We start from the raw sequence: 19,171 nt of genomic DNA on the forward strand, positions 1-19,171 counted from the left end.
CGCAATAGTTTAACAATGGTTGCCAGTAACTTTATTTTAATAAACTAAAGGTTGCAGCTTAGTTAAATTAGAATAGTAATTGTATGGAATTTGTGTACAAAGGGGGATCCTAAATGAGGTATGATTTAATAGGAGTCTGTAAAGTTTTTTATGAAGAAGAAGGTTGGGGATGGATTTCTGTTGAAGGTGAAGATGACGTTTGGGTACACTTCAGTTCTATTCAAATAGATGGTTTTAAATCACTTTCATCTGGACAACACGTACTGTTTAACCTTGAGGAGATACCGAATTTAAATGAACAGTCACGTCGAGCTTCAAATGTGAGATTAACAATGGAAAATGAATGATGTGAGATAGAATCGGCATTGTTGAGCTATACCGGCTTAGCAACTCTGTTGTTCCATTATAGGGCGTTTTAATAAAATAAGGAGAAAATTATCCTTTTTACAAAGATAATACGGATACCAGCAATTCTAGAATTGTATAGGATATACATTAATATTGCATTTTGGTTAATTCTGACTCGTAAACTAATTCAATTTCGGAGTAAGTTCATTTTTTTGTATTATCACTGATTTCCCAATAACCAGAACTTTATTAAGAACAAGTGTCAAATTAGGCAGCTATTTTTATTAAATTAACGGAGGGTATTTAAAAAGGTAAAGGGGATCATGTTACAATTGGTTTCTTAGTAGTATTTTAGGTTAAATAGATTGAAACGGAGATAAATAAATTGCATGCGATAATAATGAGTAAAGGAGAAAAATATGGAAGTTTTTGCGAAATATTTAGCGGATATTGATAACCCCGATCACCGCGATCGAACAGAAGAAATTTTGGCGTGGGTTGTTAATAAATTCCCCAATTTGGAACCGCAAATCAAGTGGAATACGCCAATGTTTACCGATCATGGCACATTTATTATCGGCTTTTCCACAGCGAAGCATCATTTGAGCGTTTCACCCGAAGAAGTAGGCATTACGTACTTTGCTGATGAAATTGCCCAAGCTGGATACAGCTCTACTAAAGGCTTGTTTCGAATTCCGTGGAATAAGCCGGTAAATTACGAATTACTTGAGAAAATGATTGAATTTAATATTCAGGATAAAGCAGAATATACGAATTTTTGGCGGTAATAATACATCACGCCTTATCAAAACGCATGACACGAAAAATGTCATGCGTTTTTGCAACTCAATTATGACGTCAACATTAAATAAAATAGAATGTGATACTCATTCTAGTACTAGGATTGAAAGAGATGTTTTAAAAAATCATTTCAAATAAGGGTACGGATTGTGCTTTTGGCAGATATCGATCTTGTTGTATCAAGTGAATGAGCGGTTTTAACTAAGAGAGAGGAAAGTCTCTCTCTTAATCTATTTGTTTCAACAAGTAACGTTAATGTTACTTGTTTGCAAAGCTTTTTCAAGTTCACTTTGCTCTTCATTGCTTAAAGGAACCAGCGGCAAGCGAACCCTACCAACATGTATTCCATTTAGATTTAATGCAGCTTTTACCGGTGAAGGGCTTGGTGCTGTAAATAATGCTCTTATCATTGGGAGCAGTTTGCGATGTAAAGAAGCAGCATTTTGGACATCGCCATTTTTAAAGGAATCAATCATTTCTTGCATCTCATTGCCAATGATGTGAGAAGCAACGGAAACAACTCCTACTCCACCGATCGCTAATACTGGCATTGTTAATCCATCATCGCCACTATAGAGCGTAAAATCACTAGGTGTTTTGCTGATGATCTCTGCCATCGCATCCAAGTTGCCGCTTGCTTCCTTAATTGAAACAATATTAGGAATCTCTGAAAGACGAACGATTGTTTCGACAGAAATATTAACTACGCTTCGTCCTGGGATATTATAAAGCATGACTGGCAAAGAAGTTGATTCAGCAATCGTTTTAAAGTGTTGGTACAATCCTTCTTGAGACGGTTTATTATAGTATGGAGCAACGAGCAAGATGCCATCGACTCCTGTTTCCTCAGCAATTTTCGTTAAGCTAATCGAAGCTTTCGTGTTGTTTGAGCCAGTTCCAGCGATGACTGGAACTCTTCCGTCAACAGCCTTTACTACAAATTTAAATAATTCGATCTTCTCTTCGGTGGTTAATGTTGGAGACTCTCCAGTTGTTCCAGCGACAACTAAAGCATCTGTTCCATTTGCAATTAAATATTCAACCAATTTTTTCGTTGCTTGAAAATCAATTTCATCATTATGATCAAACGGAGTAACCATTGCTGTTAATACTTGGCCAAAATTCATAAACCTACACACCCTTTTTAAAATTTTTTAATTAGAGGTGATAGGGCCATTTTTTAGGAACGAAAAAAGCAGCAGCGAGGGAATGGCTGCTGCAGTAGAAACAAAATAAATAAAAATCGTTCCAGTGCGCAAGATAGCCCTCCATATAGTTTCCCATATGACAGTTCTGTATTTATTCAACAGCAGAACCAGCTTCAAGAACATGAGATTCTTTCTGCTTCGGCAAATACCCCTTTCCACAATTGTCATTGGATCTCATTCTCCTCAGATTGTGTACTCATGATCTTTGCACCTCTATCCTCACTTCAAAAAGTATTGAAATAAGAAAATATTTAATTGACTGTAATATAGCAGGAAATTGGTTCACATGCAAGGATTATATATTTTTTTTATAAAAAGTTTGATTAAATCCTGTATTAATAGAAACTTAATGATAAGTCATTCAAAGGCTTTTAATTATGATCTTATACCATTTTAAAATGCTCTAAAAATTTAGTATTAAAATCTCCGCTCACGTATGTCTCATCGTTAAGAACTTGAAGATGGAATGGAATGGTTGTATGAATGCCTTCGATAATAAATTCACTAAGTGCTCTTTTCATACGGTCTATCGCTTCATTTCTTGTTTTCCCATAAGTGATTACTTTTGCAATCATTGAGTCATAATAGGGAGGAATTGTATACCCCTGATAAGCAGCGGAATCTACTCTTACTCCATATCCGCCTGATGGAAGGTATTTTTCAATTTTTCCAGCTGATGGCATAAAGTTTTTCTTTGGATTCTCAGCGTTAATCCTGCACTCAATGGACCAGCCATTTAGGGATATCATGTCTTGTGATATTTTTAAAGGTTCCCCTGATGCAATATAGATTTGTTCTTTTATTAAATCAACATCTGTAACCATTTCTGTAACTAGGTGTTCCACTTGAATACGTGTGTTCATTTCCATAAAATAAAATTTATTCTCATTATAATCATAAATAAACTCTATTGTACCTGCGCCTGAATAATGAACAGCTTTTGCTGCACGAACAGCTGCCTCACCTATTTCATTTCTTTTTTCTTCTGTTATAGCAGGGGATGGTGTTTCTTCGATTAATTTTTGTAAACGTCTCTGCATACTGCAATCCCGCGCATCTAAATGAATGGTATTTCCAAAGTTATCGGCTAAAATTTGAATTTCTACAGCCTAAAATCTTCTATAAATTTTTCAATATAAACGCCTGAATTGCCAAACGCTGTTAAAGAGATATGGATAATTTATATAAAAATATTAATATTTAAAATATTTTTATAGTTTACTTTTTACAATAGACAAAGGCCTATTTTTCAGTGAATATATAGTCACAGACTATACATGGATAATCCTTTATAGGATCAATGCTCTTAAGTTGAATAATAGGAGATTCATATCGATAGTGAAAGAGGAGGAATAGCTTATGGCGACAAAAGAAAGAATAGAAAATTTAGTGAAGCATATAATAGATCCTTATTTTCAAAAATCTTTATCAGAAATAGATTCTATTAAAGAAATAAAATGGGATGAAAACAAAAATCATGTAAGTATAAAAGTGGCTATAGCTAAGTTGAATTCTTCAGAACAGTTGAAATTGCAGGGGAATATTGTATCTGTATTAAAAGAAAATGGAGTAGAGACGGTTGGACTTAGATTTACCCAACTGCCAAGAGAGAGGACGAATGCAATAAAAGAAGCACAAAAACCAAAAGGATCCCCTGTTTATATTGCAATTGCTAGTGGAAAAGGGGGCGTAGGGAAATCTACCGTTTCAGTTAATATTGCAGTATCACTTGCAAGGTTAGGGAAAAAAGTTGGAATAATAGATGCGGATATTTATGGCTTTAGCGTTCCAGATATGATGGGAATAACGACACGCCCTACTGTTGAAAATGAAAAAATAATTCCTGTGAAACGTTTCGGTGTAAAAGTAATGTCAATGGGTTTTTTCGTGGATGATAATTCCCCTATTCTTTGGAGAGGCCCAATGCTAGGAAAAATGATTGCTAGATTTCTTCATGAAGTAGAGTGGGGAGATTTAGATTATCTTATCCTTGATTTGCCTCCAGGTACAGGAGATGTTGCTTTGGACGTGCATTCCTTGCTACCTTCAAGCAAAGAAATTATTGTAACCACCCCACATCCAACTGCCGCATTTGTTGCAGCAAGAGCAGGAGGAATGGCTTTAAAAGCAAAACATGAAGTAATTGGTATTATTGAAAATATGTCCTATTTAGAAAGCAAAACAACTGGAGAAAAAGAATATGTATTTGGCCAAGGAGGAGGCAGCAGGCTGGCAGAGGAAATGAATATTCCTCTATTAGGCCAATTGCCTATAGTTCAACCTTATTGGGATGAAGAAAATTTCGCTCCTTCTATTTATCAAGAAGATCACGTAACAGGTATTAAATATAAGGAAATAGCAGAACAAATAATAAAATTAGAATGATTAAATAAAGAATTATCTTAAAATTGCAATAATTAATCAGGTGAATTATGTTAAAATTAACCAAAAGGAAGAAGGGAGTTTTGGCAAATGGAAAAGACAAGTGTTGATTGGGAAAACCTTGGATTTGCTTATAGAAAAACAAATCAGCGATATGTTTCTAATTTTAAAGACGGAAAATGGGATGAAGGCATTTTAACAGAGGATAGCAATATTGTAATCAATGAATGTGCCGGTGTTCTTCAGTATGCCCAGACATGTTTTGAAGGGATGAAAGCATATACCACGCAAGACGGAAAAATTGTTATTTTTCGACCGGAGCTAAATGCACAGCGTTTGGAAGATTCTGCGAAGAGAATACATATGGCTCCATTTCCAAAAAATCGGTTTATTGATGCCGTTGTACAGACAGTAAAAGCGAACGCTGCATATGTACCGCCTTATGGCTCTGGTGCTTCCTTATATGTACGTCCTTATCTGTTCGGAACCAACCCAACTATTGGTGTTAAACCAGCTGAAGAATTCCAGTTTAGAATATTTACTACACCAGTTGGTCCTTATTTTAAAGGAGGAGCAAAGCCAATTACCCTATGTGTCAGTGATTATGACCGTGCTGCCCCTCATGGAACCGGAAATGCCAAGTTAGGACTTAACTATGCTATGAGTCTTCATGCTCTTATAACGGCACATGAAAATGGATTTGATGAAAATATGTATTTGGATTCTGCAACTAGAACAAAAGTAGAAGAAACAGGCGGCGCCAATTTCATATTTGTTACAAAGGACAACAAAGTGGTTACACCTAAGTCAGAAACCATTCTACCATCCATTACCCGCCGGTCACTGATGGTAATTGCTAAGGAATATCTTGGCCTTGAAGTAGAGGAAAGAGAAGTATACTTTAAGGAAGTGAAAGATTTTGCAGAATGTGGTTTGTGTGGAACAGCAGCGGTTATTTCACCAGTCGGTAAAATAAACGATCATGGGAACGAAATATGCTTCCCAAGTGGCATGTCAGAAATGGGACCTATTTTGAAAAAATTATATGATACACTTACTGGAATCCAGTTAGGAAGCATAGAAGCTCCTGAAGGTTGGATAAAAGTGATTGAATAATCAATATTATTTTTAGTAGCGTTTAAACATTGGATGACGGACAAAGGAGTCTGTCATTCGTTTTTTTTACCAAAAATACAAGATAAAAAATATTTTGATACAAAATAATTAGAATATGAAAATTTTCATTATAAAAACTAACTAAAGATTGTTATCTGAAAATTCATTCTTATTGTATGTATTATCTAATGCTTTATTTAGGCTTTTATAAGTAAAATTAAGTTGCAAGAATTGATTTACTTATAAAAGTTTTGGGATTCGCATAAGAAAACCTATAAATCTACATAGAAAAAAATAGTTGGAAATTTTCTCCTATGTAATTAGTATGTTTTTAGTAATTAGATTGGAGTTCAGAAAATGTTACAAAGATTAAATGCTTTTCTCGGAAAATGGATGGCTCTTCTTACACCTATTAGTGTCATTATTGGTGTACTTTTAGCCAATTTTCTACATCACCTTTCTTTTTTAGTTCCTTGGATATTTGCTGCTATGACCTTTACTGGCAGCCTCACATCTAATTTCAAATCAGTAAAACACACTATTACTCATCCATTATCATTAATTTTAACGTTAGCTGTTTTACATATCATTACCCCATTATGGGCATTTGCGATTGGGCATTTATTTTTTCAAAATGATCCTTTTACTATTACCGGATTAACATTGGCAGTTGTTATTCCTACGGGGATTACAAGCGTAATTTGGGTTTCGATGTATAAAGGAAATGTGCCGCTGACATTGGCTATCATCTTATTAGATACATTGCTTTCTCCTTTTCTTGTTCCACTCAGCATGTCGTTTTTTGTGGGAGAAAGTGTTCACTTGGAAATATGGGGGATGGTGAAGGGGTTATTGGGTATGATTGTATTACCTTCTATAGCTGGCATGGCGATTAACCAATATTCCAAGTCTGTTGCAGAAAAATGGAATAAAACATTAGCTCCTTTTTCTAAAGTAGAATTAGCAGCTGTTGTCAGCATCAATAGCTCTGTTGTTGCACCTTACTTACGCCATATTGATAAAAAATTTATTCAAATTGCGTTGACGATTTTTTTGATTGCTTTATCTGGGTATTTTTTCGCTTGGATTCTTGGTGTTTTAACCAAAAGAAGCAAAGAAGAAATCATTGGCATGATTTATACGGGCGGCATGAGGAATATAAGTGCCGGTGCTGTTTTAGCAGTAAGCTTCTTCCCACCCGCAGTTGCAATGCCCGTAGTAATCGGCATGTTATTTCAACAAATACTAGCTGCGTTTTATGGACAGTTAATTAAAATTTTTTATTCAAAGTCAACTCAGGTTAAAGCTGAAGTAAACGAATCGAAATATTAAATAGATCTTTAAAAAGCTAATAGAGTTTTTTAATAACTCTTACGTATATAGATACTTACGATCACTGTCAATTCTTCTTCTTAGTAGAATTCACGGCTTAATTTATAATCGTAAACAAAAAAAGAAACGTTGTGGCTAGCGTTTCTTTTTTTCAGTTTATGCTTCTAAATTTATGTTAGGGTTTCCGTATATCCTAGCTTTATAGAAATTTCTTTAGCTGCTTCTTTCACTTTTTCAATAAATAGGGGCTCTTTTTCTTTTGTAAAAATCGTATCAATTCCTGAAATGGTAAGCCCTGCTATTGGGACGCCTCGATGATTAAAAATAGGTGCTGCAATACCTGCTCCTAGATCCGTTATTTCAGAGTAGCTGACTGCATATCCATCCTCTTTCGATTTCTTTAATACTCGGCGAAGTTCGTTAGGATTGGTTATTGTATTTGAGGCGAGTTTGATGAGTTTTGTATTAGAAAGGTAGGTTTCTAACTGTTCTTTTTCTAAGAAAGCCAAAATAATTCGCGAGCCTGCTCCTGCATATAAGGGAGATTTTTGACCTATTTGAGAGTAAAGCCGTATTGGTTGTTCAGATTCTACAGAGGCAATATTGACGGTTTCACTTTCTTGAAGGTATGTAAGAATGATCGTTTCCTCTACCTCTTCCTTTAATTTATGCATAATAGGAGAAGCAATTGTATTAATATCTAATCTTTTATGGACTAAGTCTCCGAATTGCAGAAAGAATAATCCGAGTGAATACCTTCCATTCTCATCTTTTTCAAGGAAACCAATCTCTTCAAATGCATTTACAATTCTCTGAACAGATGTTTTGGGCTTTCCTGAAAGTTGAACGATTTCATTTAGATTTAGTTTAGGGTGCTTAATAAAAAGATACAGAACGTCCATTGATTTCACAATTGTTACATTCATAAATATTTCTCCTTTTCCACATATAAACTAATCATGACATACAAATTTTTATGTTACAAGAGCTTCCGAATAATTTCTTATTAGTCCATATAAAAGAAAGTGTTGATAATAACATAAAATTTTATGTTAATAAATCTTACAAGTTAGTTGAAAGAGGATATGGGACATAGTATAGTTCATTTAAACCGAAATTCGGTTTTTGAAAACCGAAAAATGAATTCAGATTGATCTTCATTACAAAAAATTATATTGGAGGTAGAATATGACAAAAGTAAATATTGGTATTGATATTGGTGGTACATTTACAGATTTAGTCTTTCTTGATGAAGAAGGGAATCGATTTTATGGAAAAACGCTTACTACATACCCGGATCCATCTGTAGGATTTTTAAAGGGACTGGATGAAAATTTAGAGAAGTATGGGTTTTCATATGGAGACATTCAATCCATCATCCATGGCACAACATTAGTTGTTAATGCCTTAATAGAAAGAAAAGGGGTAAAAACGGCATTAATAACAACAGAAGGATTTCGTGATCAAATCGAAATTGGGACAGAGAACCGATATGATCTATATGATTTGTTTTTGGAAAAACCTGAGATGCTTGTCCCACGATCCCTAAGATTTCCCGTAAAGGAAAGAATGCTTGCATCGGGTGAAATTTTTGTTGCATTGGATGAAGAAAATGTAAAAGAAGTATTTAAGGAATTAGTAAAACAGAATGTAGAAGCTGTCGCAGTATGTTTATTGCATAGCTATAAAAATCCTGTACATGAAAAGAGAATTATGGAAATTGGCAAAGAAGAGGCTCCGCAAATTCGTATATCCATTTCTTCAGAAGTATCACCGGAAATTCGGGAATACCAAAGGACTACCACGACAATAGCAAATGTATATGTGCAGCCGATTGTAGAAAAATATTTAAATCGCTTAGAGGAAGAACTGGACAACAGAGGTTTTGTAGGGCAATTTCATATGATGCTATCTGGTGGCGGCACTTGTACGATTCCAACAGCAATTCAATTTCCGATTCGCATATTAGAATCAGGTCCAGTTGGAGGAGCTATGGCTGCATCCTTTTATAGTAAGCTTTGTGATTTAAACAATCTCCTCGTTTTTGATATGGGCGGGACAACAGCAAAAGCAAGCGTTGTAGATGATGGAGTTCCGTTAGTGACCAACGAGTTTGAAGTAGGACGTGCCCATCGATTTATGAAAGGCAGCGGCATACCAGTGAAGGTTCCAGTAATTGAAATGATTGAGATTGGTGCGGGTGGTGGAAGCATTGCCCATGTTGATCGACTTGGATTGTTAAAGGTTGGACCGGAAAGTGCTAGTTCAGAACCGGGACCAGCATGCTATGGACGAGGTGGATTAAATCCTACGGTAACGGATGCAGACGTAGTATTAGGCTACTTAAACCCAGATTTCTTTTTAGGGGGAGAGATGGCATTAGACGCAGATGCATCTTACAAGGCAATTGAAGAAAAAGTTGCAAAGCCGCTTGGTTTAAGTGTTGTAGAAGCCGCTTGGGGAATACATCAAGTAGTAAACGAAAATATGGCAAGTGCTGCTCGCATTCATACGGTGGAAAAAGGAAAGGATATTACAGATTATCCATTGTTTGCAACAGGAGGAGCAGGACCCGTGCATGTATGCAATGTAGCTTCTATCTTGGATATCTCAACAGTTATTTCACCAGTAGGAGCAGGAGTCGGCTCAGCATTTGGTTTTCTATCCTCGCCAATAGCTTTTGATTTTGTAAGAAGCTATCAAGGCCGCCTTGATCAAATGAACTGGTCAGAGGTAATGAAATTACTGAAGGAAATGGAACAAGAAGGAGAGCGTCTTCTTGCTAAGTCCAATATTTCATCCAATGACATTCAAATATTTAGAAGTTGTGAAATGAGGTACACTGGCCAAAGTTATGAAATCAGAGTGCCAATTCCAAATGAAACATTAACAGAACAATCATTTCATACAATTAAACGAAACTTTGAGATCCAATATGAAGAGTTATACGCGGAAGCTTTAAATGACATGGCGATTGAAACGTTGAATTGGCGTGTCATTGTCCAAGGGCCGATACCGGAAATAAACCTAAACCTGCAAGCGAAAAATGATCAAAAAGTGGAGCCTAAGAATTATCGAAACGTTTATTTTGGAGAATATGCGGATTATCGATTAACACCTGTATATGATCGGAAAAATTTACATTCTGGAATCTCTATAAAAGGTCCTGCCATTATTGAAGAAAGGGAATCTACAATGGTCGTAACACCAGGATTCTCTATATCAGTGGATCCATTTTTAAATTTAATTTTACAAAAAGAGAAACACATAGAGGGAGATGAAGTTAATGGCAAATTTGCAAAACAGCACATTTAATCCAGTTCAAGTTGAAATTATGTGGAATCGTTTAATCACGATTTTAGAAGAACAAGCTAAAACTTTAATACGCACTTCATTTACTAGTATTTTAGCAGATTCAGAGGATTTATCAGCAGGCCTATTTGACAGTAGGGGAAATATGATTGCCCAAGCTAATACCGGGACACCGGGACACATTAATTCTATGGCATTAGGTGTGAAGCACTTTTTAGATAAATTTCCACCGGAATCGCTTCATCCGGGCGATGTCCTTATTGGCAATAACGCATATGAAATCTCTGGTCACCTTCTTGATGTCACCATCGTTACACCTGCTTTTTATAAAGACAAGTTAATAGGATATTTTGCCTCCACTTGCCATGTAGCTGATATTGGGGGAAGGGGATATACTCCGGAAGGCGAAAGCATATTTGAAGAGGGGCTTCAAATTCCTTATATGAAATATTATATGGAAGGAAAACTAAATGAAAGTCTGCAGACTATTATCTCTGCTAATGTTCGCGCTCCATATGAAGTATTAGGGGATCTAAAAGCACAGGTGCTGGGAAATGAAGTAGGAATTAAACGTTTAGTGGAAATGCTTGAAGAATTTCAATTAGAAGAGATTGATACATTAGGCGAAGAAATTATGGTGCGATCAGAAGCAGGAATGCGAAAAGCAATCTCGGAGGTTCCGGATGGTATATATGAGAATGAAATAATTACAGACGGTTTTGACGAACCAATTACGTTAAAGTGTAAAGTACTAGTCAAAGGTGATGAAATTGTCGTGGATTATGATGGTTCATCGCCAGCAAGCACGAAAGGAATTAATGTTTGCCTATATTATATAACAGCTTACACAACGTATATTTTGAAAGCAACTATTGCACCAGATATCCCAAATAATGAAGGAAGCTTCCGTCCTGTTTCAGTCACAGCTCCTGAGGGAAGCGTTGTAAATGCAGCTCCTCCAATGTCTACGGCAGCGCGACATGTTATTGGCCACTTTGCTCCGGAATGTGTACTCGGTGCTTTGTATCATGCAGTGCCAAACCGTACCATTGCAGAGGGAGCTTCCTCCATTTGGAGCTTGCCAATTAACGGGGAAGATTTTTCATATGTTGCCTTTACAGCGGGAGGAATGGGAGCAAGACCAAATAAAGATGGTTTGTCTGCAACTGCTTTTCCGTCAGGTGTACGAGGGGTTCCTGTTGAGATTATGGAAACAAGTGCGCCTATTATTTTCCATGAAAAACAATTGAGAGCAGATTCTGGCGGATGCGGCCGTTATCGCGGCGGTTTAGGTCAAACTATTCGATTCAGTGTACGTACAAATAAGCCTTGGAAATTTCCTAGTATGTTTGATCGCATTAATCAAGGAGCAAAGGGGTTAGATGGCGGAAAATCAGGTGCAAAAGCAGAAGTCTATATAAATGAAGAAAAATCTAATAAATCAAAAATAGTATACAAACTAAACCCAGACGATATCGTTACGTTGAAGCTTCCAGGAGGGGGAGGATATGGAAATCCGAGTGATAGAGCACCCCAAGCGGTGCTGCAGGATGTTATCAATGGATATGTATCGAAAGAACAAGCATGGACTGAATATGGTATACAAGTTAAGTTTGGTAAGGACGGCTGGTATGTAGTGGAAATGGAAAGTTCTAAATAATTGTCGATACTTTACTTTCACCTATCACAAGTCTGTCACTTGTGATAGGTGAAGGTGTTCACTTAGATACAACAAATCTAGTGCTAGATTTACTGCTAATGATAATATTAATGATTAGGAAGATTGGAGCAGGAGTAAATGATAAAACCAAAGGTGTTGCAAATTCTATCTATGTATCATAAAGATGGGGAAGTGTATTTACAAGAAAACGCGGATGTCATTCGAACGGACGATTATAGGGTGAAAAATATATGTCGTTTAGTTGAAGATGTTGAGGCTATCGTCTTGCGGGCTCCTGCAAAAATTACAAAAGAAATCATCGATGCAAGTCCGAACTTAAAAGTGATTTCCGGAGCTGGCGTAGGTGTGGATAACATTGATGTAAAATATGCAACTGAAAAAGGAATACTAGTAGTCCATGCACCCTCGGTTAATAAAGTTTCAACAGCTGAGCACGCTGTTACGCTGCTTACAGCTTTGAGCAAGAATATTCTTTCTTTTCATCATGAAATGAAGAAAGGCAACTATCATTCTCGAACACTAATTCCAACATATGAATTAAAAGGAAAAAAAGTAGGACTAATTGGATTTGGCAGTATTGCACAAGAAGTAGCGAAAAGATTATCGTTTGGTTTTGAAATGGATGTCACTGCAGGGGTTAGGGAATATGATGAAAAAAAGCATGGAGTTGCTAGAGAATTAAATGTTACAGTCACAACGAACCTTGAAGCAGTTTTTTCTCAGTCGGACTTTGTGTCTTTGCATATACCACTGAATGAACACACGAAAAACTTTGTAGACAAACGCTTGCTATCATATATGAAACCTTCTTCTTATTTAATCAATACGGCACGTGGAGCTGTTGTGAACCAGGATGATCTCTATCACTGCCTAAAAAATAGAAAAATAGCGGGAGCTGGAATAGATGTTTTTGATCCAGAACCTCCGCCGAAGGAATTACCTCTGTTATCGCTGCCTAATGTTATAGTAACTCCACATGTCGGTGGAACAACAGATGAGTGTAATTACATAGCATCCACTACAATTTCGAAAAATATTATCGCCATTCTTCGAGGGGAAAAAACAAAATATTTGGCCAACCCAGAGGTTGAAAGAAAAAAGAGATCTCAACCATCATAACTTAAGAATAATCATGTTAACATTATGTCCTTTGTTATGAAATGAATTTATAGAAGAAACTTATCAAAAAATAACCTGTATTCGATGGGAGCAATGGTATAGAAGAATATTTTACCAGATTCAACAATTTTATATACGCTTACCTCCTAAGCGGGTAAAGAAGTGCAGATTCTTGCTACCAGTATTACGATTTGAAAAAATCTCTAGAGGCCACTTTTCTAGAGATTTTTTCACTAAAATGATATATAGTACAATATAATAGGGGATAATTGAAAGAGTAAATTAATCGTTCCTTTCCCCTAAATGACCGATATATTCGTGCAATTTATTTTCTTCGTAATTATTTAGCTCACGCATCGGAATCACTTGTTGTGTTTCAGGATTCGTTCCTCTCACTTCCGCTACAAGTACATCTTCTTTGTAGATATTAAAAATATTCTTTTCAACTAGTTTAGCTTGGAACATTGAATACGCCTTACTATCTTTTCTTTCTTCTGACATGATCAGCACCTCCTTTTTTTCTTTTATGTTTCCACATAGCATGTTAATTATGTAGACTACTAAAACTATACGGGATGAAGTTAGAACTAATATATGCGCTTTATTCTCTTGTTTTATTTTTTCAACAGACCCGAATATATGTCCAAACATATCATTTTCTCCTTGCATAAAATAGCATGTATAGTAACTCTAAGGAGGAATATTTTTGAGAAAGAAACTATTAACAACAGGCTCCGAAGGTTTAATGGAAGATTCATATCCGTACCAGTTGTATCAAAAGGCAAAAAAGTTTGGAGGATGGAACCCTCAGCTTATCAATTTTTCACAGGATCAAGAAGATTGGAATACACTATCTGTTAAACAAAAAGAGTGGATTCTGAAACTTCTCGCTCAATTTCAGGGTGGGGAAGAAGCGGTTACTCTTGATTTACTCCCATTGCTTAGGGTGATTGCTAAAGAAGGTAGGTTAGAAGAGGAGATGTTCCTCACTACATTTTTATGCGATGAAGCTAAACATACTGAATTCTTTCGGCTGGTGTTAAATGCTATTGGTGCAAAAGGCGATCTTACCCACTTGCATTCTGAATCCTATCGAAAGTTATTTTATGAAATTCTCCCCGAAACAATGGAACGTCTATGGCATGAACAAACCCCAGAGGTAATAGCTGATGCAGCAACTGTATACAATATGTTTGTAGAAGGGGTATTAGCAGAAACTGGATATAAATCGTTTTATGATGGACTGCAAATGTTCGGTAAGATGCCTGGACTTCTAGAGGGCATTGGCCACTTAAAGAAAGATGAATCAAGGCATATTGCATATGGAACGTTTCTTCTACAGCGCTTAATTTGTGAACATCCTCATCTTTTTGACAGGGTGGTTAAGAAGCTTGAGGAATTGGCACCTCTTGCTACCTCCTTAAATGCAGAGGGTATTATTGAGGGTGAAAAAGGAAAGGAATACAGTTCTGAAATTAAGAAATACTCGGAAAAACAGCTTATGTTAAGAATCGAGATCCTTGCAAGGGCGAAGGGGCAGACGATTGAAGAAATTTATCGATCTGTTGGAGGAAACTCAAACCCATAGAATTACAGAATGAACTCTTACCTTATTGAAACTAAAATATCTAGGGGCTGTTCAGAAAGTTAGTTACACTGACTTTTTGGACAGCCCTTTCTTCGGACGAACTGGCAAGCCTTCTCGTACCTCTACTCGGGGGTCTTGCAAGTCCGTTTTTCCGCAGGAGTCTCGCAGATTTCCTTCCCAGAAACAACATCATTGTTTAACAGAGACTCCTTCAAAGTTAATTGCCCTCTTACTACAATTTCATTTTCATTCCTGCCTTCAATGACAAGAATGGTTAAATCATTTTCCTGCTTCGTTTCTGCTAATATATGAATCGTATCATTCATGTATATTGGTTTTAGGAATTGCATCTCATACGAGGAGATTCTCATTCCTTTTTCAATAAAAAAAGAAGCGATATTTGATGTAAGGGCCATTGTCAACATTCCGTGGGCAATCGGCGCTTTAAATCCAAAACATTCTGCTTCCTTTTGATCCATATGAATCCGATTGAAGTCCCCGGAGAGGAACGCATATTGCTTCACTTTTTCTTCCGTTATGGTAAATGTACGACTAATTCGGACACACATCGAAAACACTCGCTTCCTTCCGAGTTATACCCTACGAGAGATTGGGTGTAAAACGTATAGTTTCCTTTTTTCTTTTCTTGATCAAGTGAAATGACACACTGATAAGTTTCTCCGATGGAAAGTTCTTTGGAACAAACACAGGTCTGTTTTCGATGAATGGGAGCTCCCTTGTAGTTCCATTGAACCTTGATATAACGATAAAAGATCATCGGAAAGGTTGGCGGCAATTTCTTTTGTTTACCAAAAATAGCTTCATAGTTATGGACCATTTCTTCTGTTATTGTCACGTAAGTCGCCTCTGTTTTCACAACATACTCTCCCATAAAACGGCTATTCCAATTCCGCCGCCAATCCCTAACGCAGAAATGCTGTAGTTCGTTTTGTATCGCTGTACTTCATAAAATAATCTTGTTACCAAAATTGCTCCCGATGCTCCATAAGGATGACCTAATGCAATGGCGCCACCTTCTACGTTTAATTTTTCATAAGGAATCGAAAGTTCCCTTGCACATGCGACTACTTTTGAAGCAAAGGCTTCATTCAATTCAAATAGGTCGATATCCTGAATCGATAAAGAATGCTTAGATAATAATTGCGAAACGGCAGGAATCGGACCACTAGCTGGATAATTTGGGTTCACTCCTGTTACAACACTATCCACAAAACGCATGATTGACTCGTATCCTAGTTCCTTCGCTTTTTCTTCAGACATGACAAGGACCGCTGATGCCCCATCATTGACTCCACAACAGTTTCCCAACGTTACCGTACCATTTTCCTTAAAACAAGGAGACAATCGACGAAGCATTCTTTCATAATTAAGTTTCGGATTTAATCCTTCATCTTGCAAGGGAAAATCAGCGATTTTTACGAGTTCCTCAGCATAATAGCCTTTTTTTAATGAGTGAATCGCTCGTTGATAACTAAGCAGAGCATACTCATCTTGCATCTCCCTTGTGATCCCATATTTTTCAGCTACATATTCAGCTGCAACGCCCATATCAGGGTCACCGATCTGTTCAGGTGAGAAACGCGCCCGTTTTTCATAAGGAGATTGACTTGTACTTTCGACACCGCCCGCAATATATATTTGCCCTGCACCGCCTTGGATAAGAAAACAAGCAAGGCGAATTGCCTCTAATCCAGAGCCGCACTGCCGGTCGATTGTCATACCTGGTATAGCAACAGATAAACCGCTTTCCAAGCCTGACAATCTCGCAATATTTCCACCAGGACCCACCGCATTGCCGAAAATAATTTCATCTACCTGTTCAGGCAGGTCTTGAATGAGGTCTCTAATAACAAATGCTGCTAATTGTTCAGGGGGATACTGTTTTAAGATGCCGCCTTTTTTTCCTATTACGGTTCTCTTTGCTTTGACGATCACCGCTCTCGTCATCCTAACTCCCCCTTTTCAAACGATTTTCTTACTTCTTGGCGTGAAACCTTCCCTCCCGTTGTGTAGGGGAAAGTTTCTACTTTTCTCCAAATTCGTGGAATTTTATAAGAGGACAGCGTCTGAAGACAATAATTTTTTAAAGAAGGCAAAGATACATTCCCTTTAATGAAAGCAGTCACTTTTTGCCCCCAATACTCATCTTTGACTCCTAAAACAATTGCTTCCTCGACTCCATCGTATTTAAGTAATACTTGTTCTATTTCTTGGGGGTAAATATTCATTCCACCATAAAGAATCATATCATTTTGCCTGCCAAGAATGTATACATAACCTTCTGCATCAATTTTGGCAATATCATAAACTGTCGCCCAATCTCCGTGTAATACTTTTTTTGTTTCTTCCTTATTATTTAAATATCCATCAAAAAGCATGTTGCTTTTCACATATAAAATTCCTTCTTCTCCAACACCTAATTCCTGTCCTTTTTCATTACGAATACTAATTTCAACATTATGAAATGCTCTTCCAACTGAATCTGCATATTGAATTTGTTCGTTATTTTTTAAAACGGAGATAAAACTAAGCTCGGAAGACCCGTAAAACTCATAAAAAGTAGCGGTTGGAAACTGACGGCGCATTTTCGTCTTTACGCTTGGCAGCCACTTCGCTCCTGTAGATAGAAAGGAGACGGGGTGTTTATAAGAATATCCTTCCTTTAATAGTCCTTGAATCATGGTAGGTACTACATATACAGTAGAAATCGGATAGTCATGTAAAAAATTCATCAAACGAGCAGGCGAAAACTTTGTCAGCACGTAGATCGTGCCTCCTAAATATAAAGTGCTTAAAGCACCATATAAAAAGGTAGAATTTATAAAGGAACCGGGGATTAACACATGGTCTTTCGCTGTCATTCCTATATCTATTTGATTACAGCGAAAACTTTCAATCCATGAAGCATGGGAACGTATGAAGACTTTTGGTTTTCCAGTTGAACCAGAGGTAAAACCAATGTAGAAAGGGACATTTTCGTCACTTTTATGAAAATTGCTGTTTGAAGATAGCCATTCTTCGATCTCGTCTGAAAAAATCGTTTTTGTTGAATATTGTTTAAAATATCCTTTCATCTTTTCATCAGCAATAATAAGATCAGGCGTTATTTGTTGAAGTCGATCCGCTAGCTCTCGCTCTTTCCACCTTATATCTCCTACCACACTAGCCCAGCCTGCTTCACTCGCTCCAGCGAATAGTTGTAAAAACAAGCGGCCGTTTGGCAAGAATAAGGCAACTCTTTTATAAATTGCCTTTTCATTAAAAAAAGAGGCAGCTGTACGCTGCACTAAATTGAACCATTCACCATATGTAACGTTTTCGTCATCTGTTACGATGGCAGGTCGATTATTATCTTTTTGAGCATATATCCTATATGTACTCGTAATTTTCACTTAGGCCTTCAACCTTTCTGAAATCGGAATAGCTTTTTGCAATTTAATCGCAAGAAATGAAGAAATAATTACTTTTATAAAATCACCTGGAAGATATACTAGACTAAGAGTAATAGCTTTAGCAATAGAAATATTCATCATAGCTGCCTGAATCGGAATCCCGAATAGATAAACAACCAAAATACCTCCAAGAATAGTAGTAAGCAAAATCTTCACAAATGATACGTTTTTCATATGATAACATAAATATCCAATTACGTAAGCACCAATGATCCAGCCGATGAAATAGCCTCCTGATGGACCAAAGAAAACACCAATTCCCCCGCGCCCTCCAGATAATAAAGGCAATCCTGTCATTACTAATAATAAAAATAAAGCTTGACTAAGAGCTGCATATTTAGGACCTAAACGCGCTCCCAACACACTTCCTGATAACATGACCCCTAATGTTTGCAACGTTATTGGAACAGGAGTAATTCCTAAAAAAATTGGCGGAACAATTCCCAGTGCTGCCATAATTGCAGCAAACATAGAAACATACATTATTTTTTTTAACTTCATTTTGTTAACCTACTTTCAATTTTAGTTAACAAAATTATAAAACCCTTCCTGCTTAATTGTAAAGGTTAATTTTTATTGTAAATTCAGGAAAAGGATGCTGTCTAAATAGGAGTAAATGTAAAGGAAAATGTGAATTAATTGAAACCTTGCAAGAGTGTCAGTGCCTCTTTGAAATGGAAGGATTTGAAACGCTGATTTCTAAGTCGAACAAGAGACTATTTAAATAGGTAAATGTGGTTATGTGAATCGAGTATGGAAGATTTTCTTACTAATTAATATAAATTATTTAATTGGCGGGTCTATTTAAGTG

17 protein-coding genes, 1 pseudogene and 1 riboswitch are annotated in these 19,171 nt (G+C 36.7%); of the genes and pseudogenes, 9 read left to right on the forward strand and 9 right to left on the reverse strand.

Annotated features, from left to right (window positions below):
• Positions 1–113: 113 nt before the first annotated feature.
• Together ACTYA4_RS12150 and ACTYA4_RS12155 are read left to right on the forward strand one after the other, a co-directional pair.
• Positions 114–347 (forward strand): cold shock domain-containing protein, encoded by a 234-nt coding sequence (locus ACTYA4_RS12150; protein ID WP_443481814.1) that lies wholly within the window; start codon positions 114–116, stop codon positions 345–347.
• 420 nt (positions 348–767) lie between these two features.
• Positions 768–1,136, forward strand: coding sequence for an iron chaperone (locus tag ACTYA4_RS12155; protein WP_443481815.1), 369 nt, complete (start codon positions 768–770; stop codon positions 1,134–1,136).
• Between the two features lie 252 nt (positions 1,137–1,388).
• Here ACTYA4_RS12155 and dapA read toward each other — a convergent pair whose 3' ends face one another.
• Together dapA and ACTYA4_RS12165 are read right to left on the reverse strand one after the other, a co-directional pair.
• Positions 1,389–2,276: a 4-hydroxy-tetrahydrodipicolinate synthase gene (dapA, locus tag ACTYA4_RS12160; RefSeq protein WP_443481816.1), complete on the reverse strand. Its 888-nt coding sequence runs from the start codon at positions 2,274–2,276 to the stop codon at positions 1,389–1,391.
• 126 nt (positions 2,277–2,402) lie between these two features.
• A riboswitch (Lysine riboswitch) is annotated at positions 2,403–2,581 on the reverse strand.
• A 159-nt stretch (positions 2,582–2,740) separates the two neighbouring features.
• A pseudogene (locus ACTYA4_RS12165) lies at positions 2,741–3,519 on the reverse strand (ATP-binding protein); the annotation flags it as partial.
• Positions 3,520–3,716: 197 nt separating this feature from the next.
• Here ACTYA4_RS12165 and salA point away from each other — a divergent pair.
• The 3 genes from salA to ACTYA4_RS12180 all read left to right on the forward strand — a co-directional run bounded on the left by salA (position 3,717) and on the right by ACTYA4_RS12180 (position 7,187).
• Positions 3,717–4,742 carry an iron-sulfur carrier protein/transcriptional regulator SalA gene (gene salA / locus ACTYA4_RS12170; protein WP_443481817.1) on the forward strand — a complete coding sequence of 342 codons (1,026 nt, stop codon included), beginning with the start codon at positions 3,717–3,719 and terminating at the stop codon, positions 4,740–4,742.
• A gap of 87 nt (positions 4,743–4,829) precedes the next feature.
• Positions 4,830–5,855, forward strand: coding sequence for a branched-chain amino acid aminotransferase (locus tag ACTYA4_RS12175; RefSeq protein ID WP_443481818.1), 1,026 nt, complete (start codon positions 4,830–4,832; stop codon positions 5,853–5,855).
• 357 nt (positions 5,856–6,212) lie between these two features.
• A complete protein-coding gene (locus tag ACTYA4_RS12180) occupies positions 6,213–7,187 on the forward strand; it encodes a bile acid:sodium symporter family protein (protein ID WP_445505668.1) in 975 nt (324 codons plus the stop codon).
• Between the two features lie 170 nt (positions 7,188–7,357).
• On the opposite strand, the gene ACTYA4_RS12185 is transcribed toward ACTYA4_RS12180, so the two are convergent.
• Positions 7,358–8,113, reverse strand: a complete 756-nt coding sequence (locus ACTYA4_RS12185) for an IclR family transcriptional regulator (RefSeq protein WP_443481820.1) — start codon at positions 8,111–8,113, stop codon at positions 7,358–7,360.
• Positions 8,114–8,375: 262 nt separating this feature from the next.
• Here ACTYA4_RS12185 and ACTYA4_RS12190 point away from each other — a divergent pair, with 262 nt between their 5' ends.
• From ACTYA4_RS12190 to ACTYA4_RS12200, 3 genes are all read left to right on the forward strand, one after another.
• Entirely contained in the window at positions 8,376–10,502 is a 2,127-nt protein-coding gene (locus ACTYA4_RS12190) for a hydantoinase/oxoprolinase family protein (RefSeq protein ID WP_443481821.1), read from the forward strand.
• Positions 10,474–12,159: a hydantoinase B/oxoprolinase family protein gene (locus tag ACTYA4_RS12195; RefSeq protein ID WP_443481822.1), complete on the forward strand. Its 1,686-nt coding sequence runs from the start codon at positions 10,474–10,476 to the stop codon at positions 12,157–12,159. The genes ACTYA4_RS12190 and ACTYA4_RS12195 overlap by 29 nt, the downstream gene beginning before the upstream one ends.
• Before the next feature lie 138 nt (positions 12,160–12,297).
• Positions 12,298–13,299: an NAD(P)-dependent oxidoreductase gene (locus tag ACTYA4_RS12200; RefSeq protein ID WP_443481823.1), complete on the forward strand. Its 1,002-nt coding sequence runs from the start codon at positions 12,298–12,300 to the stop codon at positions 13,297–13,299.
• Between the two features lie 282 nt (positions 13,300–13,581).
• On the opposite strand, the gene ACTYA4_RS12205 is transcribed toward ACTYA4_RS12200, so the two are convergent.
• Positions 13,582–13,800 (reverse strand): hypothetical protein, encoded by a 219-nt coding sequence (locus ACTYA4_RS12205; RefSeq protein WP_443481824.1) that lies wholly within the window; start codon positions 13,798–13,800, stop codon positions 13,582–13,584.
• 205 nt (positions 13,801–14,005) lie between these two features.
• On the opposite strand from ACTYA4_RS12205, the gene ACTYA4_RS12210 reads away from it, so the two are divergent.
• Entirely contained in the window at positions 14,006–14,887 is an 882-nt protein-coding gene (locus ACTYA4_RS12210) for a R2-like ligand-binding oxidase (RefSeq protein WP_443481825.1), read from the forward strand.
• 122 nt (positions 14,888–15,009) lie between these two features.
• On the opposite strand, the gene ACTYA4_RS12215 is transcribed toward ACTYA4_RS12210, so the two are convergent.
• From ACTYA4_RS12215 to ACTYA4_RS12235, 5 genes are read right to left on the reverse strand one after another with little or no spacing between them, the layout of a single operon-like run.
• Positions 15,010–15,456 (reverse strand): MaoC family dehydratase, encoded by a 447-nt coding sequence (locus ACTYA4_RS12215; RefSeq protein WP_445505669.1) that lies wholly within the window; start codon positions 15,454–15,456, stop codon positions 15,010–15,012.
• Complete coding sequence (locus ACTYA4_RS12220; protein WP_443481826.1) at positions 15,423–15,764, reverse strand: hypothetical protein; 342 nt, start codon at positions 15,762–15,764, stop codon at positions 15,423–15,425. Before ACTYA4_RS12220 ends, ACTYA4_RS12215 begins: the two co-directional genes overlap by 34 nt.
• Positions 15,761–16,855, reverse strand: coding sequence for an acetyl-CoA C-acyltransferase (locus ACTYA4_RS12225; RefSeq protein ID WP_443481827.1), 1,095 nt, complete (start codon positions 16,853–16,855; stop codon positions 15,761–15,763). The genes ACTYA4_RS12220 and ACTYA4_RS12225 overlap by 4 nt, the downstream gene beginning before the upstream one ends.
• Positions 16,852–18,300, reverse strand: a complete 1,449-nt coding sequence (locus ACTYA4_RS12230; RefSeq protein WP_443481828.1) for an AMP-binding protein — start codon at positions 18,298–18,300, stop codon at positions 16,852–16,854. Before ACTYA4_RS12230 ends, ACTYA4_RS12225 begins: the two co-directional genes overlap by 4 nt.
• The gene (locus ACTYA4_RS12235) at positions 18,301–18,861 is read right to left on the reverse strand and encodes a biotin transporter BioY (protein WP_443481829.1); all 561 of its coding nucleotides are present in this window, start codon (positions 18,859–18,861) and stop codon (positions 18,301–18,303) included. It abuts the gene before it with no gap.
• Positions 18,862–19,171: the final 310 nt, after the last annotated feature.

It is taken from the genome of Niallia yueguangensis, from assembly GCF_052663115.1.